The sequence below is a fragment of the Arthrobacter sp. 05N429 genome (assembly GCF_056397045.1).
The window spans coordinates 456,626-482,765 of the sequence record NZ_JBFTMQ010000001.1 but is presented as its reverse complement, the minus strand read 5'-3'; the positions used below and the strand labels follow the sequence as shown (position 1 = coordinate 482,765).

Genomic DNA, 26,140 nt, shown 5'->3' with positions numbered 1-26,140 from the left:
CGGGAAGCGCCCTACTTGACCAGGCCCTTGTCCTTAAGCCAGGCGGCCGCGGCGTCCTTGGGGTTCTGCTTCTGGCTGCCGCTGACGGCGCGGTTGAGGTTGATGAGGTCCTCAGTGGTCAGGACCTTGGACACGGCGTTGAGGGTTTCCTTCGCCTTGTCCGTCATCTTGGCCGTGTTGTACAGCGGAAGGACCTGCTGGGCGATGAAGTTGTTCTTCGGGTCCTCCAGGACCACCAGGTCGTTGTCCGCGATGGACGGAGTGGTGGTGTAGATGTCGGCCACCTGGACCTGGTCGGAGAGGAGGGCCTTCAGCGTGACGGCGCCGCCGCCGTCGCTGAAGGGTTCCAGCTTCTTGGGCACGCAGTTGTAGTTCTTCTCGAGGCCCGGGAGGCCGTAGGCGCGTTCGGCGAAGGTCGCCGGCGCGCCTATCACGATTTCGCTGCAGACCTTGGCGAGGTCCTCGATCGACTTCAGCTGGTACTTCTCCGCCGTGGCTTTGGTGACGACCATCGCGTCCTTGTCCTCGGCCTTGGCGGCCTCCAGCACGGCCAGTCCCTGGGGCAGCTTGCCCGGCAGTGCCTTGTAGATGTCCTCGGCCGACACCTCTGTGGCGTCCTTGCTGACGTGCAGCAGCAGGTTTCCGCTGTAGTCGGGGATGATGTCCACCGATCCGTCCTGGACGGCCTTGAAGTAGACCTCGCGGGAACCGATGTTCGGCTTGGTGCTCGCGGTGACGCCGGCTCCGTTGAGCGCACCCGCATAGACCTCGGCGATGATCTGGCTCTCCGGGAAGTCGGCGGAGCCGATCACCAGCGCCGCACCGGAACCGGACGTGGCTCCGCCGCTCGCGGGTGCCGTGGAGAGCGGATCGGACGAGCCTCCGCAGGCGGACAGTGCCACGGCCAGGCCGACGCCGGCGGCCAGGCCGCCGAATGCGCGCCTGCCGAGTGCTCGTTGGCGGGTTTCCTTCATGACGTACCTCCTTGAACAACAGTCCCCGCAGGTACGGGGTCTGTGAGATCAACCGCAGCCTGCTGGCTCCGGTTTGGCTGGGAAGAGGCCCCTTGGGACAGGAACAGCCTCTGGATGAGGGCAAGGACAAGGTCGACGGCGATGGCCAGGCCGGCGATGAGCAGGGACCCGCCCAGCATCTGGGGGAAGTCGGAGAGCACCAGCCCGTCGAAGAGGTACCGGCCCAGGCCGCCGAGGTTGATGTACGCCACCACCGAGACCGTGGCGATGGCCTGGAGCACGCCGGTGCGGAAGCCGCCGTACATGACGGGCAGCGCGTTGGGGAACTCGGCGCGGAAGAGCACTTGGAGCTCGGTCATGCCCATGGCCCGCGCGGCGTCGACGACGTTCCGGTCCACGCTGGCGATGCCGGCGTACGTGCCGGCCAGCAGCGGCGGAACGGTCAGGATCACGAGGGCCCAGATCGGCGGCATGAGCCCGATGCCGGCCAGCAGGACGAACAGCGTGAGCAGGCCGAGGGTCGGCAGGGCGCGGAGGGCGCCGGCGACGGCCACTGCGCCGACCCGCCCGCGGCCGGTGTGCCCGACGTAGAGCCCGATGGGGACGGCGATGGCCGTGGCGATCACCATCACCAGGCTCGTGTAGAACAGATGCTCGGCGAGGCGCGCCGGGATTCCGGCGCTGCCGGACCAGTTCGCGGGATCGGCCAGCCACGCGAAAGTTTCAGTGACGACGTTGCTCATGCGTTTCCCCCTCCGGTCTTGGGACGCGCGAACCGCAGCGCACCGGCAGCTGTGCCTGCCGTGTCCGGGCCGGCAGCTGAATCGGTGGCGCCGCCGGTGGCCGCCGCAGCGCGGGTCCACGGGGTCAGCAGCCGTTCGAGCAGGACCAGGACGGCGTCCATCAGCAACGCGAGGATGAGGATGGCGATAATGCCCACCACCACTTCGGTGACGAAGTCGCGTTGCATCCCCGAGGTGAAGAGCATGCCGAGGTTGCCGATGCCGAGCAGGGCAGCGACGCTGACCAGCGAGATGTTGCTGACTGAGACCACCCGCATCCCGGCGAAGAGCACTGGCAGGGACAGCGGCAGGTCGACCTGCAGGAATCGGGCGAAGGGCTTAAACCCCATGGCCACGGCGGCCTGCCGGAGATCCTCGTCCACCGAGTCAAAAGCGTCCAGGGTGGCGCGCACCAGCAGTGCGACGGCGTAGATGGTCAGGGCCACCACGACGTTGACAGGGTCCAGGATCCGGGTCCCGAGGACGGTTGGCAGGATGATGAAAAGCGCCAGGGACGGGATGGTGTAGAGCAGCGAAGACGCCGTCAGGACCACGGACCGCAGCCCCCGGTTCTGCCGGGCGAGCTGGGCCAGCGGGACGGCGATGAGCACCCCGAAGATCATCGGCAGGATGGCCAGGACCAGGTGCTGGCCCGCGAGGCTGAAGACCTGGGCGCTGTTTGCCAGGAACCATTCCATCAGAGCGCGCCCTGACGCATATGGCGGTCCGACTCGATCACGGCGAGGACTTCCTCGGCCGTGATGACCCCTGCCACCCGGCCGTCCGCGTCCACTGCGACACCGAGGCCTGAAGGCGAGGACAGCGCCGCGTCGAGGGCGCGGCGGAGCGTGTCGCCCTTCCGGAACAGGGATCCGCCGGGAACCGTCGCGGCCCCCTTGCCCGGACCGGACCAGCCGAGGGGACGAAGGCTGTCATCGACCACCAGCTGCCATTCGCCCGAGGCATTGCCGTCATGCCCAAGTTCTTCCGGGGTGATGGTCCGCGCCGGGTGCACGGTGACGCCGTCGGACGGGCTGAAGCCCAGGTGCCGGAAGCCGCGGTCCCGGCCCACGAACGACGCCACGAAGTCGTTGGCCGGGGCGCGCAGGATTTCCTCCGGTGTTGCGTACTGGGCGAGTTTGCCGCCGAGTCCGAAGACAGCCACCTTGTCCCCCAGGATGGTGGCCTCGTCAATGTCGTGGGTGACGAAAACGATGGTCTTGGCCAGGTCGCGCTGGAGCCGGAGGAGTTCCCGCTGGAGTTCATCGCGGACCACGGGGTCCACGGCACTGAAGGGCTCATCCATGAGCAGCACGGGAGGGTCCGCGGCGAGCGCGCGCGCCACTCCGACACGCTGCTGCTGGCCGCCGGAAAGCTGTGAGGGGTACCGCTTGCCCAGCCCGGACGCCAGCCCGACGACGTCGAGCAGCTCTTGCGCGCGCTTGCGCGCCTCGGCCTTGGAGACGCCGTTGAGCCGGGGCACGGTGGCGATGTTGTCCAGCACGGAACGGTGCGGCATCAGCCCGGACGACTGCATGACGTAGCCCATGGAGCGGCGCAGTTTCGCCGCCGGCACCGAGGTGACGTCCTCCCCGCCGACGGTGATGGTCCCCGACGTCGGCTCGACCATGCGGTTGATCATCCGCAAGGACGTGGTCTTGCCGCAGCCCGAGGGGCCGACGAAGACCGTGATGGCACCCTTGTCAATGGACATGGTCAGCTCATCCACCGCAGCCTGCCCGCTCTGGTACTGCTTGGTGACGCTCTGGAACTCGATCATGGCTTCAGCCATTTCCGGGCTTACCTAACTGTTGGAGGCAACATCGGACAGTCCAGCCAACTGATCATAGACACGCCGATTTTTGGCTGTAAAGCACGTAGAACCCAGCCTAACCAGCGAGGCTGACAAAGTCAGGGACATTGTCAAGGGCGCTGTGGCTGACGTAGCAATTCGGTGCCCCGCCGAAATCGGATGGGTGCCGCGCCGAAACAAAGCAACGCGGGGCCACATTGCGCCCATTCCGGCGGTCGGAACGGGCCGGAAGCGACCCCGCGCTGATTCTTGGCGCTCTGCCCGGTCAGCGGGCCGGCCGGCCGCCTCCCGAAGCCCCGCCCCGGCCCTTGCCGCCACGCTTTGCCCGCTGCTGTTCAGCCGCCTCGTGGTTGTCCCTTTCCGCCGCGCGCTGGCTCTTGCCTCCGGCGGATATTTTCTGGTGCCACTCCCGTGCGTAGGCGCGACGGGCGGCCGAATCGTGCCGCCGCGCCAGGGCCGCGAGTTCGCGCTGGAGTTTCAGGTAGCTCGCCCAGCGGCGGTCCTCGAGGGTTCCGTCCGCGATCGCGGCCTGCACGGCGCAGCCTGGTTCGCGGCCGTGCGCACAGTCGGAGAACCGGCACTGCCCGAAGAGTTCCTCTACGTCACCGAACATTTCGGCCATGCCGCCGTCGGCGTCGAACAGCCCGAAACCGCGCACGCCCGGGGTGTCCATCAGCACGGCGCCGTCCGGCAGGGGAACGAGTTCGCGGGACGTGGTGGTGTGTTTGCCCTTTCCGTCGCCGGTTCGCACCGCCCCGGTTTCCTGGACGTCGACGCCGACGAGGGCGTTGATGAGCGTGGATTTGCCGGCCCCCGACGGGCCCAGCAGCACGAGGGTGCCGCCGGGCGGGAGATGGCTCAGCAGTTCGTCGAGGCCGTCGCCCTGTTCCGCGGACGTGGTGACCACCGCGACGCCGGCGGCCTGGAGAATCACCTTTCCGACGACGTCGTCCGCAAGGTCCGCGAGGTCCGCTTTGGTGATGATGACGAGCGGCGTGGCACCCGAGTCCCAGGCAGCGACGAGGGTGCGTTCGAGCCGGTTGTGGGTGAGGGGCCGGTCCACGGGCACCACGACGCCCACGATGTCCATGTTGGCGCCGAGCACCTGCGCCTCCGATGAGGATTCGAAGGCGCGTTTGCGGCTCAGCTCGGAGTGGCGCGGCAGAATCCCCGTGATGGCGAACTCCCCCGCGGTATTGGATCCCAGCCAGACCCAGTCCCCGGTGGCGGGCAGTTCCCCGGTGTTGGGATAGGGCAGGTGGAGGATCGCATCGTGCGCGGCAACCAGGACCAGGGTGCGGTCCACGCGGATGACCCGGCCCGCACCGGTGCCGCCCGGCAGAGGGTGGTCGGCGAAGCGTTCGGCGACGGCCGCGGTGAAGCCGTAGCCCGCGGGACCTTCGGGAAGGTTGTTGGTGCCGGTGTGGGTGGCGCCGGAAGCGCCCGGACGTGCAAGAAAAGTTGTCAACGAAAACCCTTTGATGGGCCCCGGTGCACGTGCCGCGCTGCGGGTGGAACCTGGCAGCTGTTGCGGCTAGTGGGTGCTGATGGCCGGGGCAGGAGTAATGAGGTGGCTGATGTGGGCGCGCACCGCGCACCTGACCGTTGCAGTCATCGTCTCCACCTCCCCGCTATCCGTTTCCTGTGGTTGATCCCGCTGGGGTCCTCCCTGCGGCTTATTCAGAGTAACCGGGCCCGGCCGGCCTGGCTAGGGAATCCGTCAGGAAAGTTTTCCGTCCAGCGGCCGCTCCCGGTAGAGCCGGAGCGCCAGGTCGACGAGCGAGACCTTGTTCAGCCCGTCGACGTCCTCCAGCGGGATCCAGGCCGCGTGCGTCGTGCTGCCGTCCACCTCGTGCCGCAGTTCCCCGCCGGTGATGGTCGCCTCGTAGATGAGCCGGAGGGACTGGAAATCCCGTTCGCCGCCGTCGATCCGGATTTCCGCCGGCCAATGCCCGACGTCGATCCCCACCATGGTGCCGACCACGGCGTGGTACCCGGTTTCCTCATGGATTTCCCGGCGGCACCCGTCGACCGGGTGCTCGCCCAGGTCCAGGCCGCCGCCCGGCAGGGTCCAGCCTTCCTTGCCGCCCTGCTTCCAGTACGCCAGCAGGATGGCGCCGTCGCGGATGATGACCGCGTAGGCAGCGGGGCGGGTGTCAAAGTTCAGGCTCATCCCTAAAGCGTAGTGGCCCTGACAGTGTCGTTGCCCTGAGGCCTGGTCAGCCCTGCTCGGCCACGAGCTGGAGCACACCAAAGACGGGATCCTGCTCAAGGATCCGCACGTCGGTGATCCCCGCGGCGGCCAGGGCGGACCGGAACGATTCCTGCAGCCGCCGGACGTTCATGCCCAGTCCGCTGCCCAGGATCACCGGGCCGTCGATCCCGAGTTGCCGGACCGTCTGCTCCGCGAGCCCGGCCAGGTCGCGGCCGGCCTGGTCCACGAGTTCCTGGCTCGCGGTGTGGCCGGCGTCCGCAGCGTCGACCACGAGCCGGGCCTTGTCGGCCCAGTACCGGCGTCCGGTGTCCGGTGAATGGAAGAGCGCGATCAGCTTGTTGGGGTCATCAGCTCCGCAGGAGGCCAGCAGCGCCGTGGTCAGTTCGTCCGGTTCCAGCCCCTGGTTCATCCGGCGCAGGCTGTGCCGGACGGCTTCCCGGCCCAGCCAGTACCCGCTGCCCTCGTCGCCCAGGAGATAGCCCCAGCCGCCGGCGCGGGCCTCCTCGCCGAGGCCGTTCCGGCCCCAGGCAGCCGATCCGGTGCCGCCGATGACGGCGACGCCGGTGCTGGCGCCTCCAGCGGCGAGCAGGAGGCGCGAATCGTGGACCACGGTGATCCGGGCGCCCGGCACGTGCGGCGCGATCAGCGCGGCGAGCGCCTCGGCGTCGGCGTCGGTATCGATGCCGCCGGCTCCCGCATAGACCTGGGCGACGGTTCCGCCGCCGATCCTGTTGAAGAGCTCCGCGAGGTGCAGCGCCGCCTCCGCGCGGGTGACGTTTTGGACGTTGGAGCTGCCTACCGATTCATCGGCCACCGCGGCGCCGTCCTCGAAACGGACGCCCCGGGTCTTGGTCCCGCCGATATCGAGGCCGATCACGGCGCCGGCCGTGGAAGCAGTGGAGGGCACGGTGTCCGCCGCCGGCGGGATGTCAGAATGGGTCACCGGAACAGCCTACTGAATCACCCACAGGAGTGAACATGTCGAACGCCATCTTCGGCACCCGCATTATTGCCGCCCCAATGGCCGGCGGGACCTCCACCCCGGCGTTCGTGAAGGCCGCGCATGACGCCGGCGGGCTGGCGTTCCTGGCCGCGGGTTACAAGAGCGTGGCAGCCATGGAGGCGGAGATCCGCAGTGCCCGTGCCGCGGGGGCACGGTTCGGCATGAACGTCTTCGTTCCCGATCCCGCGCAGCTGCCGCCGTCAGCGGCCGTGCGGGCGCAGCTTGAAGAATACCGCGCCAGGCTGCGGCCGGATGCGCTGCGGTACGGCGTGGACGTGCCGCCGCTGCGGCTCGACGACGACGACCACTGGCACGGCAAGATCGACGCCCTGCTGGCTGATCCGGTGGAACTGGTCAGTTTTGCCTTTGGGCTGCCCGGGACCGACGTTGCCCGGGCGCTGCAGAAGGCCGGTTCCTTGGTGCTCGCCACTGTGACCACTGTTGCCGAGGCGCTTGAGGCGGCCGGGCAGGGCGTGGACGCGCTGGTGGTGCAGCACGCCGGCGCCGGCGGCCACAGCGCGGCCTTCCAGCCTGGCGCCAGCGGGCGCAATGACAGCCGACCAGGCACGACGGCGGAGCTGGTCACCCTGGTGCGGTCCGCCGTCGGACTTCCGCTGGTGGCCGCCGGCGGCGTGATGGACCGGGCAGGGCTGGAGACGGTGCTGGCTGCGGGGGCACAGGCGGCCCAGCTGGGCACCGCGTTCCTCCGAACAGACGAGAGCGGCGCCCGGCAGTTGCACAAGGATGCCCTCGCCAGCCCGCGCTTCACGGAGACCCGGCTGACGAGGGCTTTCACCGGGCGGCCGGCCCGGGCGCTGGCCAATGACTTTGTCCGGGACCACCCCGACGCCCCGGAGTCCTACCCCGCCGTGCACCACCTCACCGCTCCCCTGCGCGCGGCGGCGGCCGCGGCCGGAGACGCGGAGCGGCTGAACCTCTGGGCCGGGACGGGCTGGCAGCAGGCCCGGACCGGTTCCGTGGCGGAGGTCATGGCCCGCCTCCTGGGCTGACCGCACGCTCAGCCGCCTACCGCCGGCTCAGGCGCCGGAGCGTCCCCGGACGAAGCCGGCGAGCAGTGCCGGGCCCTCGCTGAGCACCAACTCCCGGAACAGCCTCACCGGGTCCGGTTCGGCGTCCGCTCCCCCGCGCCGTTCCCGCCAGGCCAGACCGATTTCGCGGAAGGCCAGTCCGGAATCCAAGGCGAGCTCAACCCATCCCAGATCGCCCGCCTGCGCTGCAGGGGTACGGCCGGGGGTTAGCTCTCCCGGCGGGAGGATGCTCACGCCGAGTCCTGCCGAGACGAGTCCCCGGGCCGTGTGCGAGTCCTGGCTCTCGAAGGCGATGCGTGGCCGGAAGCCCGCCTCCCGGAAAAGGGCGTCGGTCAGCGAGCGCATGCCGTAGCCGGGGCCCATCGCCACGAACGGGTCCTGCCGGATCTCCTCAAGGCGGGCGCGGCGGCGCCTGGCGAGGGGATGCCGGTGGTGGACCACCAGCCGCAGCGGTTCCCGGTACAAGGCTGCCGAGGAAATCAGCCGGCTCGGCGCGGCGATCGGAGCCGTCAGGGCGAGGTCCGCATCCCCGGCTGCGAGTTCGGCCAGGCAGCCATCCCGGGCGCCTTGGCTGAGCTCGAAGGCCGGCTGGGGATGGCGGCTGCGGAAAGCACTGATCAGCAGCGGCAGCATGGCCTCGCCAAAAGTGTGCTGGAAGGAGACCGCGATCCGGCCCCGCACCACTTCCGATTCGTGCCGGACCAGGTCCAGCCCGGCCTGGAACTCGCCCAGCGCGGCCTCTATGTGCGGCAGGAGCGCCTTGGCGGCGGGCGTCAGCCGCACACCGCGGCCGTCGCGGATCAGCAGTTCCGTCCCGATGATGCTGCTGGCTCTGGCGATGCTCCGGCTGACAGTCGACTGGGGCAGCCCCAGCACGTCGGCGGTCGCAGTGACATGCTGGGTGCGCCCGAGCTCAGCCAGCAGGGGCAGCAGCGGCAACAGCTGGATCAGGTGTTTGTGCTCCACGTCCATGGTCTGCGCTCCAATCAGTTCCGCATTTGCTATGAATTCTATGTGAATCATGCATTGGAAGCATGTTCTCCGGACGCCTAGTCTGGGGAGATGCCACGACTCCTGCCGTTCCCCCGCCCCACTTCCACCGGCCCGGTCCGGGAGGGCGCCGCAGCAGACGGCGTAGCGGCAGCGGCCGGCGTCGCAGAAGCCGCCGCCGGGGTTCCCGCCTGGCCGGGGCACGCCAAGGGGTCCGCCGCCTACCGGAAGATCCTCGCGGGACTGGCGTTCGCTGGCGTCGCCACGTTCGCCCAGCTCTATTCCACCCAGGCCGTCCTGCCCATGATGGCGGCGGACTTGCAGGTCACGGCCGCCGAGGCGGCGCTGACCATCTCGCTGGCCACCGTGGGCCTGGCGGTCACGGTACTGCCATGGTCCTTCCTGGCCGACCGGATCGGCAGGGTCCGGGCCATGATGTGGGGCATCTCGGCCGCCACGGTCCTGGGCCTGCTGGTTCCGCTGGCCACCAGTTTCCCGATGCTGCTGGGCCTCCGGATGCTCGAAGGCATGGCGCTGGGCGGCATCCCCGCGATCGCCATCGCCTACCTCAACGAGGAGGTCAACAGGGCCCACGCAGCGCTGGCCGCCGGAACCTACGTCGCCGGCACCACCCTGGGCGGACTCGCCGGGCGGCTGCTGGCCGGCGTGGCCGGGGAACTGTGGGGATGGCGGGCCGCCGCCCTGGCCGTCTCGGTCCTCGCCGCCGCCGCGGCGGCCCTGTTCCTGGTCCTGGTGCCACAGGCGCGGGGCTTCACCGCAGCGGCGGCCGGCGGCCTCCGCGGAGCCCTCCGGACACTGGCGGGCCACGGCAGGAATCCGCGGCTGCTGGCCCTCTACGTCCAGGCGTTCCTGCTGATGGGCGGCTTCGTGGCCGTCTACAACTATCTTGGTTTCCGGCTCTCCGGGGAACCCTTCAGCCTGCCGGCCACCATCATCAGCCTCATCTTCCTGGCCTACCTCTCCGGGACGGTCTCCTCCCGCTGGGCCGGCGGGCTGGCGGCGCGGTTCGGCCGGCGCACGGTGCTGATCGCGGGCACGGTACTGATGGTGGCGGGCCTGGCCCTGACGCTCACCCAGCTGCTGGCGCTCATCATGGCGGGCCTGCTCCTGTTTACCGGCGGCTTCTTCGCGGCGCACAGCATCGGCGCCGGCTGGACCGGCGTGATCGCCACGACCGGCCGGGCCCAGGCGGCGTCGCTCTACAACCTCGCCTACTACCTCGGATCCAGCGTCATCGGCTGGGCCGGCGGGCTGGTGTTCCAGCCGCTCGGCTGGACTGCCCTGGCCCTGACCGTCATCGGACTGGCCTGCACGACGGCGGTGATCACCGCCGTCGTGCATCCCGCCCGGCCGGCGCCGGCGGCCGGGGCGCCGGCGGAGGGCGTTAGCGCGTAGCTTCGATGGCCTGCACGAGGTCGGCCACGACGTCGGCGGGGTCCTCCAGGCCCACTGACACACGCAGCAGGCTTGCGTGCGGCTTGGCATCGGCGGCAACCGGCCGGTGGGTCAGCCCGGCCGGATGCTGGATCAGCGTGTCGATGCCGCCGAGCGAAACCGCATGGGTGATCATTCCGACCGCACCCGGAATCCGTTCGGCGTGCTCGGCGCTGTCCACCTCGAAAGCCATCAGCGATCCCGGGCCGGCCATTTGCGTCCCGATCAGACCCTGCGGATCGCACTCGGGCAGCCCCGGATAGAAGACGCGCCGGACGAGACCGTGGCCGGCCAGGGCGACGGCGACCTTCTGCGCGCTGGCCTGTTGGGCGCGCACGCGGACCGGCAGCGTGGCCAGCCCGCGGTGCAGCAGGTAGGCCGGCCACGGGGTGAGGATGCCGCCGGTGACGGCGCGGATCTGGCGCAGCCTCGTGGTCCACTCGGGGGCCGCGGCCACCACGCCGCCCATGGCGTCGCCGTGTCCGCCGAGGAACTTGGTGGCACTGTGCAGCACCATGGCGGCACCATGCCGGAACGGCTGCTGGAGGACCGGGCTCGCGAAGGTGTTGTCGACCAGCAGCGGGACTCCGTCCGCGGCGGCGGCCACGCGGGCGATGTCGACGAGCTCCAGGCTCGGGTTGGCCGGCGTCTCGAGGATCACCAGGCCGGTGTCGGGCCGGAGCGCAGCGTGGACACCCTCCGGGGTGGTGAACGTGACGTCGTTGCCGAGCACACCGGAGGCCAGCAGGTAGTCGCTTCCGCCGTACAGCGGCCGCACCGCAACCACGTGCTTCTTTCCGGTGGCGACGACGGCAAGCAGCACCGCGCTGAGCGCCGCCATCCCGGTGGCGAACGCGACGGCCTCCGGAGTGTCTTCCAGGACCGCGACGCCCTCCTCGAACCGTGCCACGGTGGGATTCCAGAGCCGCTGGTAGACGGTGCTCTGGCCTTCCTGGTGCGTGCCGCCGGTGGCCATGTGCTCATAGGCGAGACCGCCGTCGTGAACGGAGGGAAGCGGCGCCGTGGTGGAAAGATCGATCGGCACTGCGTGCACGCCCAGTTCAGTGAGGCCGTTCCGGCCGGCGTGGACAGCCAGCGAGTCTTGAGAAAGCACGTTGCTCCTTATGAATATTCACCATTGAATCCCGCAAGTATCCGGCAATAATTCGGAGTTTTGTAGAGCCCGTGAATGGAAGCGTTGGAATCTGCCGTTTATGATGAACGGACAACACTTCAAGGAGGATCCGTGAGTAGCAGTGCGAAGAATCTTCGGCCGGGAGCGGGTGCCGGCGAGCCGCTGGACGCTATCGACGAGCGCCTGCTCGCGGCACTCGTCGCCGACGCCCGCATCTCCAACAAACAACTGGCCGAGCTGGTCGGCATCGCGCCGTCCACCGCCCTGATGCGCACCCGCGCCCTCTCAGACCGCGGGATCATCCAGGGCTTCGAGGCGAAGCTGAGCCTGTCCGCGATCGGCCGCTCCGTGCAGGCCCTCATTGCCGTCAGGCTCCGCGCCCACGACCGCGAGCAGATCGACCGCTTCACGTCCCGGGTGCCCAAACTTCCCGCCGTGCTCTCGACCTTCCACACTTCCGGTTCGGTGGATTACCTGCTGCACATCGCGGTCGCCACCACCGAGGACCTCCGCGACTGGGTGCTGGATAATCTGGCCACCGATCCCGTGGTGGGCCACACGGAAACCACGCTCGTGTTCGACCACATCCAGGGCAACCAGGGACCGCTGCCGGACTAGCCTCACGGGGCCGCCGTCGCTCGGGGCCGGGCCGCCCTGCCCCGAGCGTCAGGCGGCGCTGCGCAGCACCGACCGCAGCGTGATGGCCGCGAGGGTGACCGCCGCGATCGAACAGACCACGACGAAGCCCGCTACCGCTGTCTGCAGGCCGACGACGCCGGCGGCGAGGCCCAGCCCGATGACGGGCAGGGCGCTGCCGAGGTACGTGATGACGTAGACGGTGCTGATGATCTGGGCGTGACGCGCGGCCTCCACTTTTCCGGCCACATCGTTGAAGACGGTCCGGAATGCCACTCCCTGCCCGATGCCGGCGGTGATGCTCGCGAGGATCAGCAGCCAGGGGCTGCTCCAGGCGGCAGCCGCCGCGATCAGCAGCACCGACACGGCCAGCGTGCCCAGTCCGATCGGCACCACAAACCGCCCCCGCACGGCGAGCAGCTGGCTGAGCGCGGAGGACCCGAGGGTGAGTCCCGCCAGCAGCCCGATCAGCGGCCGCGAATCGGCGTGGACGATCTGGGCGAAATAGCCCGGCGCCAGGGAGAGGCAGAAGCCGAACACGGTGAAGCTGAGGAACCCCACGGAGGACGCCAGCCAGAAGGCGCCGCGCGCCTCGCTGGACACCGACGGCCGGCGGGGCGCCAGCACCCGCAGCGGCTGCGGACCCGCAATCGAGGTGATGGCCGGCCGGGCCTTGAGCAGGGACAGCGGAACCAGCAGCGCGGCGAGGACCACGGAATGCACGAAATACGGTGTGGAGGTGGGACCGGGCAGGAGCGAGAGCACTCCCCCGATGGCAGGCCCGGCCGCCACGCCGCCGGCGGACGCCAGCAGGGTGAATCTCGAGGCCCATTCGGGGCGGCTGGGCAGCAGCTCCCGCAGGGCCGCCGAACTGGCACCGGTGGCGAGCGCCACCGCAATGCCCTGCAGGGCCCGGCCGGCGCACAGCGCGAGCAGGTTGTCGGCCGTGGCGAAGACGGAGCCGCCGGCGAGGCCAACGAGCACCGCGAGCACCAGGGCGGCACGGCGGCCGATGTGGTCGGACCAGTGGCCGGCCAGGACCAGGGTGGCCACGAGTGCCAGGACATAGGCGGAAAAGGCCACGGTGACATCGAGTGCGGTGATTCCGAGCTTGGCCTGCAGCAGCGGGTACAGCGGGGTGGCGAGATTCGCCCCGACCAGCAGCGTGAAGATCACGACGCCGGCCATCACCAGCCGCGCCGTCGTAGAAGCGTCCCAGGCCCAGCGGTCTGCCGTGGCCGGGCGCATGCGAAGTTCGCTGAAGACCGTCATGTCCGTGCCCTTGCGTGAAAGCGGGCCGCGTGTTCCCTGTGATGGGGGAACCGCCAGCCCGTGAAGATTTTGATACCTAAACAATGCAACATTGCTGACCCTTCGGGCTGATTTTCGTGCCAAGATTGATCAAAACAGTCAATCCAGCCCCGCCAGAATGAACCGGAGTGATGATTTGAACAGCCTGGACCCCACCGACCTGAAGATTCTGCTGGAGCTGATCCGTGATCCGCGGATCCAGATCGGGGAACTCAGCGACACCCTGGGCATCGCCCGCAACACCGCGCAGTCCCGCGTGCGGCGCATGCAACGCTCCGGTTTGCTCCACGACGGCGGCCGCGAGATCGATCTTGAGGCGGTGGGCTACGACGTCGTCGCCTTCGTCACGATCGAGGTCAACCACCGGGAACTCGACGGCGTGGTGGGCGCCCTGCGCCTGATCGCGCAGGTCCTGGAAGTCCACGAGATCTCCGGGCGCGGCGACGTTTGGTGCCGCGTGGTGGCCACCGACACGCACAACCTGCAGGCCGCCCTGCGCTCCATCCTCCGGATCAAGGGGGTCATCCGGACCGAGACAGTCCTTGCCCTGCACACGCACATCCAGTACCGCACCGAACCGCTGATCAGCCGGCTCGCCCAAGGCAGCTCCCCGGCCCCCGCCCGGTCAAAGTGATGTGCCGGGCACGCCGCACGCCGTGGCCCGCCGTGCCCGTGCGGCCACGCCCGTAGAAGCCGGGATAATGGCCCGGTGACTATCATCGATAACGCCGTCTACGTGGACGGCGTCCGCAGCGCCGAGCCACAGAGCCTCGAGCAGACCTTTGAGACCCTGAACCAGCACGGCGGGATGGCGTGGATCGGCCTCTACCGGCCGACGGAAGTCGAGATGACCGCCGTGGCAGCGGAGTTCGGGCTGCACAGGCTCGCCGTGGAAGATGCGATCTCGGCCCACCAGCGCCCCAAACTCGAACGCTATGACGACAACCTCTTTACCGTCCTGCGGCCCGCGCGGTACCTGGACGAGACAGAAACCGTGGAATTCGGCGAACTCCACGTGTTCACCGGCAAGAACTTCGTCGTCACCGTCCGGCACGCCGAGACCGGCGGGGTGGCCCAGGTGCGGCGGAAGCTGGAGCGGCGCCCCGACCTCCTGTGCCACGGCCCGGAAGCTGTGCTCTACGCACTAATGGACCAGGTGGTGGACGACTACGTGCCCGTCGTGGCGGGGCTGGAGAACGACATCGACGAGATCGAGGACCAGCTGTTCAGCGGCGACTCCACCGTCTCCCGGCGGATCTACGAACTGGCCCGCGAAGTCATCCAGTTCCAGCGCGCCATCCACCCGCTCCCGGCCATGATGGAGGCCCTGCGGCGCGGCTTCGAAAAGTACCAGGTCAATTCCGAGCTCCAGCACAACCTCCGAGACGTCGAGGACCACGTGGAGCGGCTGATTTCCCGGGCGGATTCCTTCCGGGACCTGCTGCAGAACGCCCTCACGCTCGACGGCACGCTGACCGCCAACCGCCAGAACGAGGCCAGCGCCGAGCAGAACGAGCAGGTGAAGAAGATCTCGTCCTGGGCGGCCATCCTCTTCGCACCGTCATTCGTCGCCGGTATCTACGGCATGAACTTTAACGTGATGCCCGAACTGCAGTGGAGTTTCGGCTACCCGATGGCGATCGGGCTAATGGCCGGCACGGCAGCCCTGATGTACGGCATCTTCAAGAACAAAGGCTGGCTCTAGCCCTGGCCGCTCCGGCGCCGGGGACTGTCAGCGGCGCCGCCGTGCCTGCTCGACCAGCCGCGTAAAGGCCAGGACAAAAGCCACCTCGATCAGCACCATGAGCCCCAGCAGCGCCCACTGGCTTTCGCCGATGAAGACGGCTGCCCCGATCACCACCAGGACAGTCCCCAGGGTCAGGGCGTAGACGGCGAAGCCGATGGCCACCTTCGCGCTGCGCACTCCCGTGCGGAAACCGAAGCCTACGGGTTCGCCCCCTGGGTAGCCCTCAACGCGGTCCGGTGCCCCGGGCGTGAGCCTGTCGAACTCATCCCAAGGGTCGCGGTCCTGGTCCTGTTCGGTCATGCTCCTATTATCCCGCGGGGACGCCCGTGTGAGGAGCTCCGGAAAGAGTGCTGTCACATTCCCCGCAGCCTGCGCGTCAGGTAAGTAGCGGCCCGGCACATCCGGCTGCCGCCGCTACCGCCCGTACCGCCCAACAAGGAGGAGATCCCGATGAAATTTGGAAAAGTCATTCTGTACGTCGCCGACGTCGAGGCGTCCCTGGCCTTCTACAAGCAGGCCTTTGGCCTCAAGACCCGCTTCATCCCGGAGGCCGGCTACGGCGAAGTCCACGCCGGCGACACGACCATCTCGGTGGCGTCCTTCAGCGCCGGCCAGGGGCACTTGCCCGAGGGATACCGCTGCACCCCGCCGCCGCCGTCGGAGATCAGTGTGGAGATCGCCCTGGTCAGCGAGGCGGTCGACGATGACTTTGCCCGGGCCGTCGACGCCGGCGCCACGCCGCTTCAGCACCCGGCGGCGCAGCCCTGGGGCCAGACGGTGTCCTACCTGCGGACCCCCGACGGGACCGTCATCGACTTAAGTTCACCGCCGGCCTGGGGCTAGCCCCTACGCGGCGCGGACGTCGATTTCGCCGGCGGCCGCGCCGTCGGCTCCAAACACGAGGTGGCGGTTGGCGATTTTTTCGCTGAAGAACCGGTCGTGACTGACCACCACGACGGCTCCGGGGAAATGCACCAGAGCGCGCTCCATGACCTGGGTGCTGGACATGTCCAGGTGGTTGGTCGGCTCGTCCAGCAAGAGCACCGAGGCGCCGGACAGCAGGCACTGCGCCATGGCGACGCGCGCCTTCTGCCCGCCGGAGAGGTTCCCGATTTTCTGCTTGAGGTCCGCCTCGGAGAACTGGAACATCGCGAGGAACCGGTTGACTGACTTCTTCGTGGCGCTGAACGCCAGGCTGTCCGGCAGGGCGTTGACCGCATGGGACACGGTGTCGGCATCGTCCAGGTCCTCGAGCATCTGGTTGTAGGAGACGAACCCCGGCCCCTTGGCCCATGCCACCTCGCCGGAGTCTGCCTGCTCTTCGCCGGTCAGCACCTTCAGGAGCGTGGACTTGCCGCTGCCGTTGGAACCGAGGACCACGATCCGGTTGCCGCGGCGGATCTCGAAGCTCAGATCGTCGAACAGCAGCTTCTCGCCGTAGGACTTGCCCAGTCCCTCCACCCGGCAGAGGACGTCCTTGACGTGCAGGCCGCCGTAGATCTCCGTGACGATCTGGTCCACGGGGCGGGGCGTGCGGGACTTCTTGATTTTGGCCAGCTGGTTCCCCAGCCCGCGGCTGGCCGCCTTGGCTGCCTCGCGACGGTCGGCGATCCCTTCGGCTTCAAAGGCCAGGAGCTCGGATTCGTGCACAAACTGCTGTTCCAGGGTCTTGAGCCGGAACTGTTTCTGCACGACGTACTCGCCGAAGTTGCCCGGGTATTCGTGCAGGTGGAAGTTCTCCACCTCGATGATCCGGGTGACGACGGCGTCGAGGAACTTCCGGTCGTGGGAGACGATGATCGCGGCGCCCTTGAAGTCCCGGAACCAGCTTTCGAGCCATTCGACGCCGGCAACGTCCAGGAAGTTGGTGGGCTCGTCGAGCAGCAGCACGTCGGGGCCTTCGAGGAGGATCTTGGCCAAGGCTGCCCGGTTGCGCCAGCCGCCGGACAGCTCGTCGATCGCACAGGTGCGGTGCGCCTCATCGAAGCCCAGGGTCGTCAGGACGGTGTCGATGCGCCGCGGGTAGTCCCAGCCGTCGAGCCGTTCCATGTCCTCGAACAGTTCTGCCTGGCGGCTGATGTGCCGGTCGAGCTCGGCGTCCGAGGGACAGGCCGCGATGGCCGCGTCGATGGCGGCCAACTCGGTTTCGACTGCCTTGATGTCCGAGAACAGGGTGTCGAGCACCTCCAGAATCGAGGCTTCGCCGTCGAGTTCGGAGAACTGGGAGAAGTACCCCACCTTGGTGCCCGGTTCCAGGGTGACGGTGCCGGTGTCCGGTGTCACCTGGTCCAGGACCAGCTTGAGGATGGTGGTCTTGCCGGAGCCGTTCTTGCCGATCAGGCCCACCCGGTCCCCGGGCTCCAGCCGGAAGAATGCCTCCCGGAGAATCTGGGTGTTATCGAAGCGCACGCTGACATCTTGCAGCCGGATCAGGCTCATGGGTATTTCTCTCTCGATTTAGGGTCGGGAAGGGCAGTTGCGCGCGGCGGAGCCCGGCACTAACGGGATACGAGCCGCCACAGCGACGTGACTTCGGCCGCCCGGGCGGCGTACAGCGGATCGTTGCGGTCGGAGGCCTTGGGGTGGGTTGGCCTGGTGTCGAACCGCTCCACCACTTTCAGTCCGGCCGCCTCAATGGCGCCCAGCAGATCGTTCCGGGACCGCAGGCCCAGGTGCTCGGCCAGGTCCGACAGGACGAGCCAGCCCTCGCCGCCGGGTTCCAGGTGGTCGGAGAGCTCGTTCAGGAACCGGAACAGCATCCGGCTGCCGGGGTCATAGACGGCATTGTCCAGGGAGGAATGCGGCGTGGCCGGAATCCAGGGCGGGTTGCACACGATGAGCGGTGCGCGGCCGGGCGGGAACATGTCGGTCAGGACTGCCTCCGCACGGTCCTGGACCCCCAGGTTCTGGAAGTTCTCGCTGGCGCAGGCAATCGCGCGGGGCTCGTTGTCCGTCGCCACCACGCGTTTGACGCCGCGGCGGGCGAGAACGGCGGCCAGCACCCCGGTGCCGGTTCCGACGTCGAACGCCAGCTTTTCAGACGGCAGCGGAGCTGCGGCCACCAAGTCAACATATTCGCTGCGGGTCGGGAAGAACGTGCCGTAGTGCGGATGGATGCGGCCCTGCAGGGCTTCGACCCAGACGCCGTTCCTGCGCCACTCGTGGGCACCGATTGCCCCGACAAGCTCATGGAGGGACACCACCGAGGGTTCGGCGATATCCCCGTACGCCTCCGCAGCGGCCGCCTGGATGTCCGGAGCGCGCCGCAGGGGCACGACCGGGCCCGGGTCCAGCGGAATCAGCAGCAGGCCGAGGACGCGTGCGCGGTGCGAGCGGGACTGGCGGTGCCGGTAGAACTCATCGGCCGGGGAGTCCGCGGCCTTTTTCTTCCCGGCGCCCAGACGCCGGTCGAGGGCGTTGAGAATCTGCCGGGCGTTGTGGAAGTCACCCTGCCAGAGCATCGCGATGCCTTGGGACGCCATCCGGTTCGCGTCATCGGCTGTCAGGGAGTCGGTGACCACTTCGATGCGCGAGGGCGCAGGCCGTCCGTTCGCCGACCGCCACCGGGCCGTCCTGCTGTCGCCGGCCTCGGTCCACGTCACGACGGCGGGCGCGTCGACGGCGGGTGCCTGCGGTGGCTTGCCGGTCGGCGTCGGGGTTTCCAGGGGGCTGCCCGGCACGGCGGTGACGATAAGAGGTCCAATCCCAGAATCCGAGGGCGGAAGCTGAAGGTTGCGGGGGATTCGGCGATGCACCGGTGATCGAGTCGAGAGTTTCGCGGACAATAATCCGGTCACGAAGCGCGCACGAGGTTGGCGGGTGGTGGCACCTGACGTGCCTTCTCAGGATACAGGCGGGCGCCGGCAGCCATCCTCCCGGCTGGGAGGTATGCTGCCGGGCCAACTGTCACTGCGCGATACGGCTGCGCACAATCTCGCTGACGGCCTTGCCGTCGAAGCGTCCGGCGACTTTGGCGGTCACCGGTTTCATCACCGCGCCGAGCTGGCGCATGGTCAGTTCGGTGCCGTCGGCCGTAAGGGAAGTGATGACCTCGTCGACGATGGCCTCCACCTCGGCCGCGGTCAGCGCCTTCGGCAGGTAGGCCTCGATGATTTCGGCTTCGGCGATTTCGGCCGCGGCCCGCTCGGACTCCCCCGCTTCGGTGTAGATGCGGGCGGTGTCGCGGCGCTTGGCGGCTTCCTTTTGCAGCAGGGACGTCACTTGGGCGTCGTCCAGCACAATCGGGGTTTTGCCGGACTTCTCGCGGGTTTCAATTTCGCCCAGGACGTTGCGCACGGTGGTGAGCGCGATCTTGTTGCGGTCCTTCATGTGGCTGACGACGTCGGCGTGCAGGCGTTCTTTCAGGGTGGTCATGATTCTCCTCGTCTCACTGGACAGGATAGCTGGCGGGCCTGTGCGGGGCCCGGTGCCTCAGTAGCCGCCGCGCCCCGCCCACAATCCGTGCAGCAGCGGAACGGCCGACGCGATCATCAGGAAATTGCCCAGCACCGTGTCGTCCGCCCGGACCACAGATCCCGCGATGAGCAGGGCGGCGAATATGAGCACCGATACCGATCGCTGCGCGGTGCGGGTAAGCCGTCCCACCTGCCGCTCGAGGCGGGGACTGGCAACCGCCAGTGAACCATCCTCGAGCCGGGCGAGCAGCCTGTCCAGGCGTTTCGGCGCGCCGAGGGCCAGCCCGGCGGCATCGAGCGCCTGCTGGGTCACGTCCCGCACAATGTTGCCGCGCTCGTCGCGCAGCAACTGAGCGGCGTAGGGTTCCACCGAATCCCACAGATTGAACCGCGGGTCCAAGGAGCTGCACACACCCGACGTCAGTGACATCGCCCGGATAATGAGCAGGAAGTTCTCCGGCATCTGGAACGGCAACGAGCGCACCACATCGCCGAACTCCACCGCAAAGTCACGGAACTCCCGCGGGTCCACCTCGCGAAGCTCTGCGAAGCCCATCCCGCCGAACCGGGCAAAGAGGTGCGTCATTGCCCGCTCGAGCTCGACTGTGTCGGCCGAGGGCATCAACACCCCCACATCGCTGATCGCGGTCATCAACCCCTTGCCATCACGGGACGCGGCAGCGATGAGCAGCTTCCGCAGGCCGCTGCGCGTGCCCGCCGAAACCTCGCCCATCATGCCGAAGTCGATGAAGGTCAGCTTCCAGGCGCGCTCTGCGGATGGACCGGTATCCGGCGTGACAAAGATGTTGCCCGGGTGCGGATCGGCGTGGAAAAAACCGTTGGCAAACAATTGGTCGAACATGACGGAAGCAAACACCGGTGCAACCAGGGCCGGATCGATGCCCGCCGCCCGCAGGGCCTCCGAGTCCGTGATCTTAATCGCCGTGACGTCTTCGAGGGCAAGCACGCGGCGGGTGCTCCGTTCCCAGACGACGTCGGGCACCTCCACCCGGCCGTCGTCGGCGAAATCAGCAGCGAACCGCGCCGAATTCGCCGCCTCATTCAGGTAGTCGATCTCGTCGAGACTGGTCTGCGCAAACTCCTCGACAAGGGCGGGCATGTCGGCACGATCGGACACCAGCCGCACGTGGCTGAGCCAGCCGGCCACTTTGCGCAGTGCCGCCAGGTCGACGTCGACAATCGCCTTAATGCCCGGGCGCTGGACTTTCAGCACCACGCGGTCGAGCCCGGTGTCGGCGGCGTCGCCAGGGCGAAGCCTCGCCGGGTGCGCCTGCCCGAGGGACGCCGCTGCGATCGGCGCCTCCTCAACCGAGGCGAATAACTCTTCCAGCGGCGCGCCCAGCTCAGCTTCGGCGAGTGCGCGGATTTCGGAGAAAGAAACGGGCGGCACCTCATCCTGCAGCCCCTCTAGTTCCTGGGTGATCTCGGGCGGCAGCACGTCCAGCCTGGTGGACAGGAACTGACCGACTTTGATCATGAGGCCGCCGAGATCCACAGCCAGCACATGGAAGCGCTGCGCGAACCGCTGCATCCTTTTTGTCCTGCTGCGCTCGGCCATCCGGACCAGCCCGAGGCGAGGGATGAGCAGCTCGAACCACCATGTCACCGCGAGATGCCACGCGGCGAAGCGCAGGATACGGCGGTACCGGGCACGGTGCTCCCCGGAGCCAGATACCGCTGCGCGGTCCCGGCGAACCGACGTCACCCCCGTCAGCCCTGGGCGAGGATCGCGTACAGCCGGCGGCGCGCATCGTCGAGCACGGCCACGGCCTCCTGCACTTGCTCCGGCGTGCCGGTGCGGCCCACCTGGGACGCGGCCTGTGCAAGCTCGACGCCTGCCTTGGGGAGCGCGCCGAAGCCCGTGCCCGACGCCGGGGCCGTCGAGTCCCAGGGCGCTGACGGGCCGGCGCCCGCCACATCCTCCCGGCCCGCTTCAGTCAGCGAGTAGATCTTGCGCCCATTGGACTCTTCGGCAGTGATAAACCCTTCATCGGCGAGCAGTTGCAACGTCGGATAGACGGAGCCTGCGCTGGGCTTCCAGCTGCCACCGCTGCGCTCCTCGATTTCACGGATGATCTGGTAGCCGTGCATCGGCCGCTCCGCGAGAAGTTTCAGCACGGCCGACCGCACCTCGCCCCGGCCGGCGCGGGAACCCGACCGCTTTTCGAACCTCGAACGCAGCTCTTCAACTGCCTGCCACACACTGTCGATATTGTTGCCGCGGAATCCGCCGGCCGGGTATGAATCATGCATCTTGTTCTCCTCTGTGAATCGTGAACGATATACAGCGATAGCCAACGATACATCCAGATATTTTCAGGGGCCACGGGCGGTGGGAGCATCTCCGCGAAGCGCAGCCTGGAGACCTGAGTCGACGAGACGCAGCGGCTCGTGCCCGGCAGGCAAGGGTTCGACGACCCCTGCAATCCGTGGCTAAGGAGATTCGAACGCGGCATACCGGCCCGCAGTCCGGGCACACTGACGCGAGGGTGACGACTCCCTGACCCTCCAGGAGGTGGCGCGCGGCTTGCCTTTCGGCGGGCTGACCGTAGACTCGGCCCATGTTTGGTCCTGGGGGAACGAGAAGAGTCCGTGGCCTCGTGGTGCTCGTTGGCGTGCTGGCCGGGGCTGTCCTGACCGGGTGCGCCTATGAGGACGAGGGCGATCCGGGTCCAACGGAAGCCAGGTCAAGTGTCCGGCCGGCTGCCGCCTTGCCGTCGAAGGGGGAGGACCTGTTGACCGTTGAAACGCGCAACTATGCTGAGCTGGAGCAGCGCCTGGCAGGCGCGGCCAAGCCGGTGCTGCTGGCCGTCTCCGGTCCGGCAGATGGGCCCGGGGTGGGATTCAGCAAATCCGCGACGGTGACAGCCGCCGGCCCACACACGGTGACGGTCGCGTGCGTGGGTGCCTCTCAGGCGCTCGTCTCGCTTTCCCAGGAAATCGTCGGAGGCAGCGAACGTACGGATTTCGAGCTGGATTGCAAGGGAACCCAGTCGCAGGTCATCCAGCTTAAGGAGGGGTCCGTGGGCGCGCATCTGATCCGCCTCCACCCGGACGGAGGCGCATGGACAGGCGCGGTCGCCGGCATAGAAATCACCGTCGGATGAAGCTCCTGTAGGCCCGGAGCCAGCAACGGCGCTGTCCGCAGACATGGCGCCCAAGAGCACCGAGCCGGCCACCACCAAGCGTCCCGATCCGTTCGCCGGTCGCGAGTGAAGTCAGCTTGTCTCCTCGTCCGTACGGAGCATGTCGAGAATCTTTCGGAGTGATTCCGGCCCGGCGGCCACTTCAATGTCCCCCTTGTCGGTGGCGAGCCGGATGGCCTGGAATTCCCGCTGGGTGACGTATCTACGCTCTTTGCGATCGAGGGTTCTGGCCTCCTTGGATACCGGAGCCATGGCACTGAAAGTCGTGGGCCGGCCGGAGGGCTCCAGCGCGTCGTAGACGGCCGGCTGAAATTTCATCGCGGTCCCGTCGTAGGTGGCGACCCCCATGTTCCAGATTCCGCTGAGGGACCCGGGAAGCGAGTTAGGGTAGCGGACGTACACCAGCATCTCGCCGTGCGATTCCAGCCTGGAGGCTGCCTTACGTTGCCGCCGGGTCAGGGAGTACCAGAAGGCTGCCATGAAGACTGCCCACAGCGCAGCGTTGAAGACAATCCGGTCCAACGGGTAGCCGAAGCCGACCCACAACGCGACCACCGCAGCCCACGCAGCGACAAGGACCACCAGGGCAACCATCTTGCGGTGAGCGGCTATCCACTTCCTCATGCCGGTCATCCTAGACTGGGCAACCTGCCATGCTGCATCGAAACCGGATCGTACTGTGGAGCTAAGGAGATTCGAACTCCTGACCTCTTCGATGCGAACGAAGCGCTCTACCAACTGAGCTATAGCCCCGAAGCAACGCCGTTCCCGCAGGTACGGCGTTGCCGGTGTCCCTAGGCTACAAACTATCCGCGTTCTTTGCCAACCAGCCGCTGAATGTCTCACCGGCGTGGCGTTGCTCCGGGACCAGATTCAGCCCCGCGCGCAGGTAGCTGCCCATGGCACCGGGCAACGGGAACTGCACCAGCCGTCCGCGGGAGCCGTTGACGGCCTTCCACTGCCGGGCAAAGTCGTCCATGCCGTGGATCTCGGGGCCGCCGATGGTTCGGACGCTGTGCCGCAGGTCCACCGAGGGTTCCAGCGCAGCCCCAAGCAGGGCGGCGGCGACGTCGGAAGGGGCAATTGGCTGGAACCGGGCACCTTTGACCACGGGAATGATCAGCAGTTTCGAGCCGGCACCGAACATCGTCGCCAGCAGGGAATGGAACTGCGTCGCCCGGAGCGCGACGGTCTCCATGCCGGACCGCTCGTAGACCTGTTCCTTGGCCGCCTTCGAGGCGTAGTAGCCGAAGCTGCTCCGGTCGCAATTGATGATCGACAGCATCACGGCCCTGCCCACCCCTGCGTCCTGGGCCGCGGCGAGAAGGCGCGCTCCGCCGTCGGCGAAGCCTTTCAGGGCCTTCCCGGAGCGCCCTTCCAGGCAGTCAATCACGACGTCGGCCCCGGCCAGTGCCGCCGCCAGCCCCTCGCCAGTAGTGACGTCGGCAGAAAAGAATTCCGCGCCGGCCAGCCGGGCAGGGGCACCGGCCGGAGGTGGATTCCGGCAGATGGCCGCCACATCGTGCCCGCCGGCGATAGCCCCCCGCACCACTTCGCTGCCCACCTGGCCGGTTCCGCCGGCAACGCAAATTCGAGTCATGCCCTGAGGCTACCGGGCCGCACGTAATACCGGCCCTATTGGACCTCTGCCGGAACCCGAAAGTCCGGGACACAACAAAGCCCCGGGCGGCCATTGTTGGCTGCCCGGGGCTCGACGTAGCGGTTCAGGCCCGGCGTCGCTGCAGGACATCGTCCAGGTTGCTCAGGGCGCTCTGCGCCTTGCCCAGGGGTTTCGATTCGGATTCCGTGCCGAGGCTGCCAGCCGGGGACTGCGGAAGGCCCTGCTTCAGTGATGGCTTACCGACGGCCTTTGGGGCCTCCGGCAGATCGAGCGGCTCGGGGGCGGCCCGTTCGGCTTTCGGCGCCTCCACATACTTGGGCTTCGGGACTTCCACCGGCTCCCAGCTCGAACCTTCGCCGGCCGGGGAATCCGCGGGACGGCGAACCGATGTGTCACCCGAGGCCACGGCTTCCGCCAGTGCCGCCTGGCGGAGTTCCTGTGCGGTCAGCGGCTTCGGTGCAGGTTTGCGTTCCGCGGCGTCGGCCTGGGCGTCGAAGAGCGGGCTCTCAGCCCGTTCACGGGGCTCCCCTGCCGGCTCCCCGAGCGGCGCCCGCTCCGGGGCGGACCGGGACGGGCGTGCCGGCGCGGAAATGGCCGACCGAAACGCGGCGTTCATTTTACGACGGCGGTCCCGGACCGCGAGCCAGCGGAGCATAAAGACTGAGGCCACGGCGCCGAGCAGCGCCGCGACGGGAAGCCACAGCGGACCGAGCCCGAAAATTCGCAGGACCCCGGAGACCAGCCCTGTCAGCAGTGCGAGCAGACCTGCCAGCGCGAGGGCCAGCCGGCCGTAGCGGATCTTGAATGCCGGACCGGGGGCAGCAGGCTTGAGGCCGCCGTCGAACCCTGCGGTTCCCGGGCCGGACACGGTGTGCTGGGTACTGGTCATGGGATTCTCCTGCTGGGCCGCCATCTTCATGACGTGCCCGGCTTGCGGGGCTGTTTCTAGATCGATGACGTCCGCTCCGAACTCGCCCGCGGGCTGCAGCTGGTGGCGTCCGTTCCGGAGCATGTAGGGAGCAACCCACACAATCCAGAGCGCAACAGCAATGACAAGGATCACAGAGCTGCTAAGAGGGAAGTCCACATCAAAACCGTATGAGCTATGGGCGGTACTGGGCGGCATTGTCCCCGGTGTGTCGCGGGACAACTGCCAATTGAGTGGATTTAAGGCGTAACGGCTGGTCAGGCGGGCTCTGGCCGCTCACGCGGGACGGCTCTGCTGCCAGCGTGCCAGCAGCCCCCCGGGGATTTCTTCGGAGGTCAGCGCGAAGGTGCGGTGGTCCGCCCATTCACCGTTGATGTGCAGGAACCGCGGCCGGTAACCCTCGTCGCGAAAGCCGAGTTTCTCAACCACGCGCAGGCTGGGTCCGTTTTCAGGCCGGATGTTGATCTCCATCCGGTGCAATCCGAGCGTCTGGAAGCAGTAGTCCGTTGCCAAAGCCACAGCGGTCGGGGCAATGCCCTGGCCTGCCCGGTCCTTGTCCACCCAGTATCCGAGCGTGGCCATCATCGCCGAGCCCCACACGATGGAGGACACCGTCAGCTGGCCAACGATCACGGGTTCGCGGACGCCCGGGGTCCATGCCGTGATCAGGAATGGCAGAGCCGTTGCCTGGGCGGCCTGGGTCTTGAGGGAACGAACCATCTGGCGGTAGTCGGGCAGGCCACCCCCGGGAACGGGGTTGGACGCTTCCCAAGGGGCCAGCCACTCGCTGTTGCGTGAGCGGACTTCGGTCCATTCCTTGCGGTCCCGGTACCGGATGGGGCGCAACACGAGGTCGCCGCACTCAAGGGTCGCCGGCCAGTTGAAGCTGCCCCCCACGG

27 protein-coding genes and 1 tRNA gene are annotated in these 26,140 nt (G+C 68.1%); 7 read left to right on the top strand and 21 right to left on the bottom strand.

Annotated elements, in window-relative coordinates:
- Positions 1-11: 11 nt before the first annotated feature.
- From AC1DF4_RS02360 to AC1DF4_RS02330, 7 genes are all read right to left on the bottom strand, one after another.
- Entirely contained in the window at positions 12-974 is a 963-nt protein-coding gene (locus AC1DF4_RS02360) for an ABC transporter substrate-binding protein (protein ID WP_476911365.1), read from the bottom strand.
- Positions 971-1,717 carry an ABC transporter permease gene (locus AC1DF4_RS02355; RefSeq protein ID WP_476911364.1) on the bottom strand — a complete coding sequence of 249 codons (747 nt, stop codon included), beginning with the start codon at positions 1,715-1,717 and terminating at the stop codon, positions 971-973. The genes AC1DF4_RS02360 and AC1DF4_RS02355 overlap by 4 nt, the downstream gene beginning before the upstream one ends.
- Positions 1,714-2,454: an ABC transporter permease gene (locus tag AC1DF4_RS02350; RefSeq protein WP_476911363.1), complete on the bottom strand. Its 741-nt coding sequence runs from the start codon at positions 2,452-2,454 to the stop codon at positions 1,714-1,716. The genes AC1DF4_RS02355 and AC1DF4_RS02350 overlap by 4 nt, the downstream gene beginning before the upstream one ends.
- Complete coding sequence (locus AC1DF4_RS02345; protein WP_476911362.1) at positions 2,454-3,548, bottom strand: ABC transporter ATP-binding protein; 1,095 nt, start codon at positions 3,546-3,548, stop codon at positions 2,454-2,456. The genes AC1DF4_RS02350 and AC1DF4_RS02345 overlap by 1 nt, the downstream gene beginning before the upstream one ends.
- 286 nt (positions 3,549-3,834) lie before the next feature.
- Positions 3,835-5,037, bottom strand: a complete 1,203-nt coding sequence (rsgA, locus tag AC1DF4_RS02340; RefSeq protein ID WP_476911361.1) for a ribosome small subunit-dependent GTPase A — start codon at positions 5,035-5,037, stop codon at positions 3,835-3,837.
- Positions 5,038-5,289: 252 nt separating this feature from the next.
- Positions 5,290-5,742, bottom strand: a complete 453-nt coding sequence (locus AC1DF4_RS02335; RefSeq protein ID WP_476911360.1) for an NUDIX hydrolase — start codon at positions 5,740-5,742, stop codon at positions 5,290-5,292.
- Positions 5,743-5,788: 46 nt separating this feature from the next.
- Positions 5,789-6,727, bottom strand: coding sequence for an N-acetylglucosamine kinase (locus tag AC1DF4_RS02330; protein ID WP_476911359.1), 939 nt, complete (start codon positions 6,725-6,727; stop codon positions 5,789-5,791).
- A gap of 35 nt (positions 6,728-6,762) precedes the next feature.
- Between AC1DF4_RS02330 and AC1DF4_RS02325 the strand changes: the two genes are divergently transcribed.
- Positions 6,763-7,797 (top strand): nitronate monooxygenase, encoded by a 1,035-nt coding sequence (locus tag AC1DF4_RS02325; RefSeq protein WP_476911358.1) that lies wholly within the window; start codon positions 6,763-6,765, stop codon positions 7,795-7,797.
- 27 nt (positions 7,798-7,824) lie between these two features.
- Here the strand turns inward: AC1DF4_RS02325 and AC1DF4_RS02320 are convergent, their stop codons facing one another.
- Positions 7,825-8,808, bottom strand: a complete 984-nt coding sequence (locus AC1DF4_RS02320; RefSeq protein WP_476911619.1) for a LysR family transcriptional regulator — start codon at positions 8,806-8,808, stop codon at positions 7,825-7,827.
- A 90-nt stretch (positions 8,809-8,898) separates the two neighbouring features.
- Here AC1DF4_RS02320 and AC1DF4_RS02315 point away from each other — a divergent pair, with 90 nt between their 5' ends.
- Positions 8,899-10,242, top strand: a complete 1,344-nt coding sequence (locus tag AC1DF4_RS02315) for an MFS transporter (RefSeq protein ID WP_476911357.1) — start codon at positions 8,899-8,901, stop codon at positions 10,240-10,242.
- On the opposite strand, the gene AC1DF4_RS02310 is transcribed toward AC1DF4_RS02315, so the two are convergent.
- The gene (locus AC1DF4_RS02310; RefSeq protein WP_476911356.1) at positions 10,232-11,395 is read right to left on the bottom strand and encodes a trans-sulfuration enzyme family protein; all 1,164 of its coding nucleotides are present in this window, start codon (positions 11,393-11,395) and stop codon (positions 10,232-10,234) included. The genes AC1DF4_RS02315 and AC1DF4_RS02310 overlap by 11 nt on opposite strands.
- A gap of 132 nt (positions 11,396-11,527) precedes the next feature.
- On the opposite strand from AC1DF4_RS02310, the gene AC1DF4_RS02305 reads away from it, so the two are divergent.
- Positions 11,528-12,034, top strand: a complete 507-nt coding sequence (locus tag AC1DF4_RS02305) for an Lrp/AsnC family transcriptional regulator (RefSeq protein WP_056425512.1) — start codon at positions 11,528-11,530, stop codon at positions 12,032-12,034.
- Between the two features lie 48 nt (positions 12,035-12,082).
- Here AC1DF4_RS02305 and AC1DF4_RS02300 read toward each other — a convergent pair whose 3' ends face one another.
- Positions 12,083-13,324, bottom strand: coding sequence for an MFS transporter (locus tag AC1DF4_RS02300; RefSeq protein WP_476911355.1), 1,242 nt, complete (start codon positions 13,322-13,324; stop codon positions 12,083-12,085).
- Positions 13,325-13,481: 157 nt separating this feature from the next.
- On the opposite strand from AC1DF4_RS02300, the gene AC1DF4_RS02295 reads away from it, so the two are divergent.
- Together AC1DF4_RS02295 and corA are read left to right on the top strand one after the other, a co-directional pair.
- Positions 13,482-13,997 (top strand): Lrp/AsnC family transcriptional regulator, encoded by a 516-nt coding sequence (locus AC1DF4_RS02295; protein WP_476864030.1) that lies wholly within the window; start codon positions 13,482-13,484, stop codon positions 13,995-13,997.
- A gap of 75 nt (positions 13,998-14,072) precedes the next feature.
- A complete protein-coding gene (gene corA / locus AC1DF4_RS02290) occupies positions 14,073-15,068 on the top strand; it encodes a magnesium/cobalt transporter CorA (RefSeq protein WP_476911354.1) in 996 nt (331 codons plus the stop codon).
- 27 nt (positions 15,069-15,095) lie between these two features.
- Here the strand turns inward: corA and AC1DF4_RS02285 are convergent, their stop codons facing one another.
- Positions 15,096-15,410, bottom strand: a complete 315-nt coding sequence (locus tag AC1DF4_RS02285; protein ID WP_476911353.1) for a hypothetical protein — start codon at positions 15,408-15,410, stop codon at positions 15,096-15,098.
- Positions 15,411-15,560: 150 nt separating this feature from the next.
- Here AC1DF4_RS02285 and AC1DF4_RS02280 point away from each other — a divergent pair, with 150 nt between their 5' ends.
- Complete coding sequence (locus AC1DF4_RS02280) at positions 15,561-15,953, top strand: VOC family protein (protein WP_476911352.1); 393 nt, start codon at positions 15,561-15,563, stop codon at positions 15,951-15,953.
- A gap of 3 nt (positions 15,954-15,956) precedes the next feature.
- Here AC1DF4_RS02280 and AC1DF4_RS02275 read toward each other — a convergent pair whose 3' ends face one another.
- The 5 genes from AC1DF4_RS02275 to AC1DF4_RS02255 all read right to left on the bottom strand — a co-directional run bounded on the left by AC1DF4_RS02275 (position 15,957) and on the right by AC1DF4_RS02255 (position 21,799).
- Entirely contained in the window at positions 15,957-17,549 is a 1,593-nt protein-coding gene (locus AC1DF4_RS02275; protein WP_476911351.1) for an ABC-F family ATP-binding cassette domain-containing protein, read from the bottom strand.
- 59 nt (positions 17,550-17,608) lie between these two features.
- Positions 17,609-18,712 (bottom strand): methyltransferase, encoded by a 1,104-nt coding sequence (locus tag AC1DF4_RS02270; protein WP_476911618.1) that lies wholly within the window; start codon positions 18,710-18,712, stop codon positions 17,609-17,611.
- Positions 18,713-19,016: 304 nt separating this feature from the next.
- Positions 19,017-19,484: a GatB/YqeY domain-containing protein gene (locus AC1DF4_RS02265; protein WP_476911350.1), complete on the bottom strand. Its 468-nt coding sequence runs from the start codon at positions 19,482-19,484 to the stop codon at positions 19,017-19,019.
- A 57-nt stretch (positions 19,485-19,541) separates the two neighbouring features.
- Complete coding sequence (locus tag AC1DF4_RS02260; RefSeq protein ID WP_476911349.1) at positions 19,542-21,251, bottom strand: ABC1 kinase family protein; 1,710 nt, start codon at positions 21,249-21,251, stop codon at positions 19,542-19,544.
- 5 nt (positions 21,252-21,256) lie between these two features.
- A complete protein-coding gene (locus AC1DF4_RS02255) occupies positions 21,257-21,799 on the bottom strand; it encodes a PadR family transcriptional regulator (RefSeq protein ID WP_476911348.1) in 543 nt (180 codons plus the stop codon).
- A 347-nt stretch (positions 21,800-22,146) separates the two neighbouring features.
- Between AC1DF4_RS02255 and AC1DF4_RS02250 the strand changes: the two genes are divergently transcribed.
- Positions 22,147-22,653 (top strand): hypothetical protein, encoded by a 507-nt coding sequence (locus tag AC1DF4_RS02250; RefSeq protein ID WP_476911347.1) that lies wholly within the window; start codon positions 22,147-22,149, stop codon positions 22,651-22,653.
- Between the two features lie 111 nt (positions 22,654-22,764).
- On the opposite strand, the gene AC1DF4_RS02245 is transcribed toward AC1DF4_RS02250, so the two are convergent.
- From AC1DF4_RS02245 to AC1DF4_RS02225, 5 genes are all read right to left on the bottom strand, one after another.
- A complete protein-coding gene (locus tag AC1DF4_RS02245; RefSeq protein ID WP_476911346.1) occupies positions 22,765-23,316 on the bottom strand; it encodes a hypothetical protein in 552 nt (183 codons plus the stop codon).
- A gap of 56 nt (positions 23,317-23,372) precedes the next feature.
- A tRNA-Ala gene (locus AC1DF4_RS02240) sits at positions 23,373-23,445 on the bottom strand.
- Positions 23,446-23,491: 46 nt separating this feature from the next.
- Positions 23,492-24,292 (bottom strand): SDR family oxidoreductase, encoded by an 801-nt coding sequence (locus AC1DF4_RS02235; protein ID WP_476911345.1) that lies wholly within the window; start codon positions 24,290-24,292, stop codon positions 23,492-23,494.
- A 124-nt stretch (positions 24,293-24,416) separates the two neighbouring features.
- Positions 24,417-25,400: a hypothetical protein gene (locus AC1DF4_RS02230; RefSeq protein WP_476911344.1), complete on the bottom strand. Its 984-nt coding sequence runs from the start codon at positions 25,398-25,400 to the stop codon at positions 24,417-24,419.
- Positions 25,401-25,517: 117 nt separating this feature from the next.
- A complete protein-coding gene (locus tag AC1DF4_RS02225; protein WP_476911343.1) occupies positions 25,518-26,138 on the bottom strand; it encodes a GNAT family N-acetyltransferase in 621 nt (206 codons plus the stop codon).
- Positions 26,139-26,140: the final 2 nt, after the last annotated feature.

Bases quoted from the DNA above. Each gene is read 5' to 3' on its own strand.
- AC1DF4_RS02360 (WP_476911365.1), bottom strand. From the start codon at position 974: ATGAAGGAAACCCGCCAACGAGCACTCGGCAGGCGCGCATTCGGCGGC.
- AC1DF4_RS02355 (WP_476911364.1), bottom strand. From the start codon at position 1,717: ATGAGCAACGTCGTCACTGAAACTTTCGCGTGGCTGGCCGATCCCGCG.
- AC1DF4_RS02350 (WP_476911363.1), bottom strand. From the start codon at position 2,454: ATGGAATGGTTCCTGGCAAACAGCGCCCAGGTCTTCAGCCTCGCGGGC.
- AC1DF4_RS02345 (WP_476911362.1), bottom strand. From the start codon at position 3,548: ATGGCTGAAGCCATGATCGAGTTCCAGAGCGTCACCAAGCAGTACCAG.
- AC1DF4_RS02335 (WP_476911360.1), bottom strand. From the start codon at position 5,742: ATGAGCCTGAACTTTGACACCCGCCCCGCTGCCTACGCGGTCATCATC.
- AC1DF4_RS02325 (WP_476911358.1), top strand. From the start codon at position 6,763: ATGTCGAACGCCATCTTCGGCACCCGCATTATTGCCGCCCCAATGGCC.
- AC1DF4_RS02320 (WP_476911619.1), bottom strand. From the start codon at position 8,808: ATGGACGTGGAGCACAAACACCTGATCCAGCTGTTGCCGCTGCTGCCC.
- AC1DF4_RS02315 (WP_476911357.1), top strand. From the start codon at position 8,899: ATGCCACGACTCCTGCCGTTCCCCCGCCCCACTTCCACCGGCCCGGTC.
- AC1DF4_RS02300 (WP_476911355.1), bottom strand. From the start codon at position 13,324: ATGACGGTCTTCAGCGAACTTCGCATGCGCCCGGCCACGGCAGACCGC.
- AC1DF4_RS02295 (WP_476864030.1), top strand. From the start codon at position 13,482: ATGAACCGGAGTGATGATTTGAACAGCCTGGACCCCACCGACCTGAAG.
- AC1DF4_RS02285 (WP_476911353.1), bottom strand. From the start codon at position 15,410: ATGACCGAACAGGACCAGGACCGCGACCCTTGGGATGAGTTCGACAGG.
- AC1DF4_RS02280 (WP_476911352.1), top strand. From the start codon at position 15,561: ATGAAATTTGGAAAAGTCATTCTGTACGTCGCCGACGTCGAGGCGTCC.
- AC1DF4_RS02275 (WP_476911351.1), bottom strand. From the start codon at position 17,549: ATGAGCCTGATCCGGCTGCAAGATGTCAGCGTGCGCTTCGATAACACC.
- AC1DF4_RS02265 (WP_476911350.1), bottom strand. From the start codon at position 19,484: ATGACCACCCTGAAAGAACGCCTGCACGCCGACGTCGTCAGCCACATG.
- AC1DF4_RS02255 (WP_476911348.1), bottom strand. From the start codon at position 21,799: ATGCATGATTCATACCCGGCCGGCGGATTCCGCGGCAACAATATCGAC.
- AC1DF4_RS02245 (WP_476911346.1), bottom strand. From the start codon at position 23,316: ATGAGGAAGTGGATAGCCGCTCACCGCAAGATGGTTGCCCTGGTGGTC.
- AC1DF4_RS02235 (WP_476911345.1), bottom strand. From the start codon at position 24,292: ATGACTCGAATTTGCGTTGCCGGCGGAACCGGCCAGGTGGGCAGCGAA.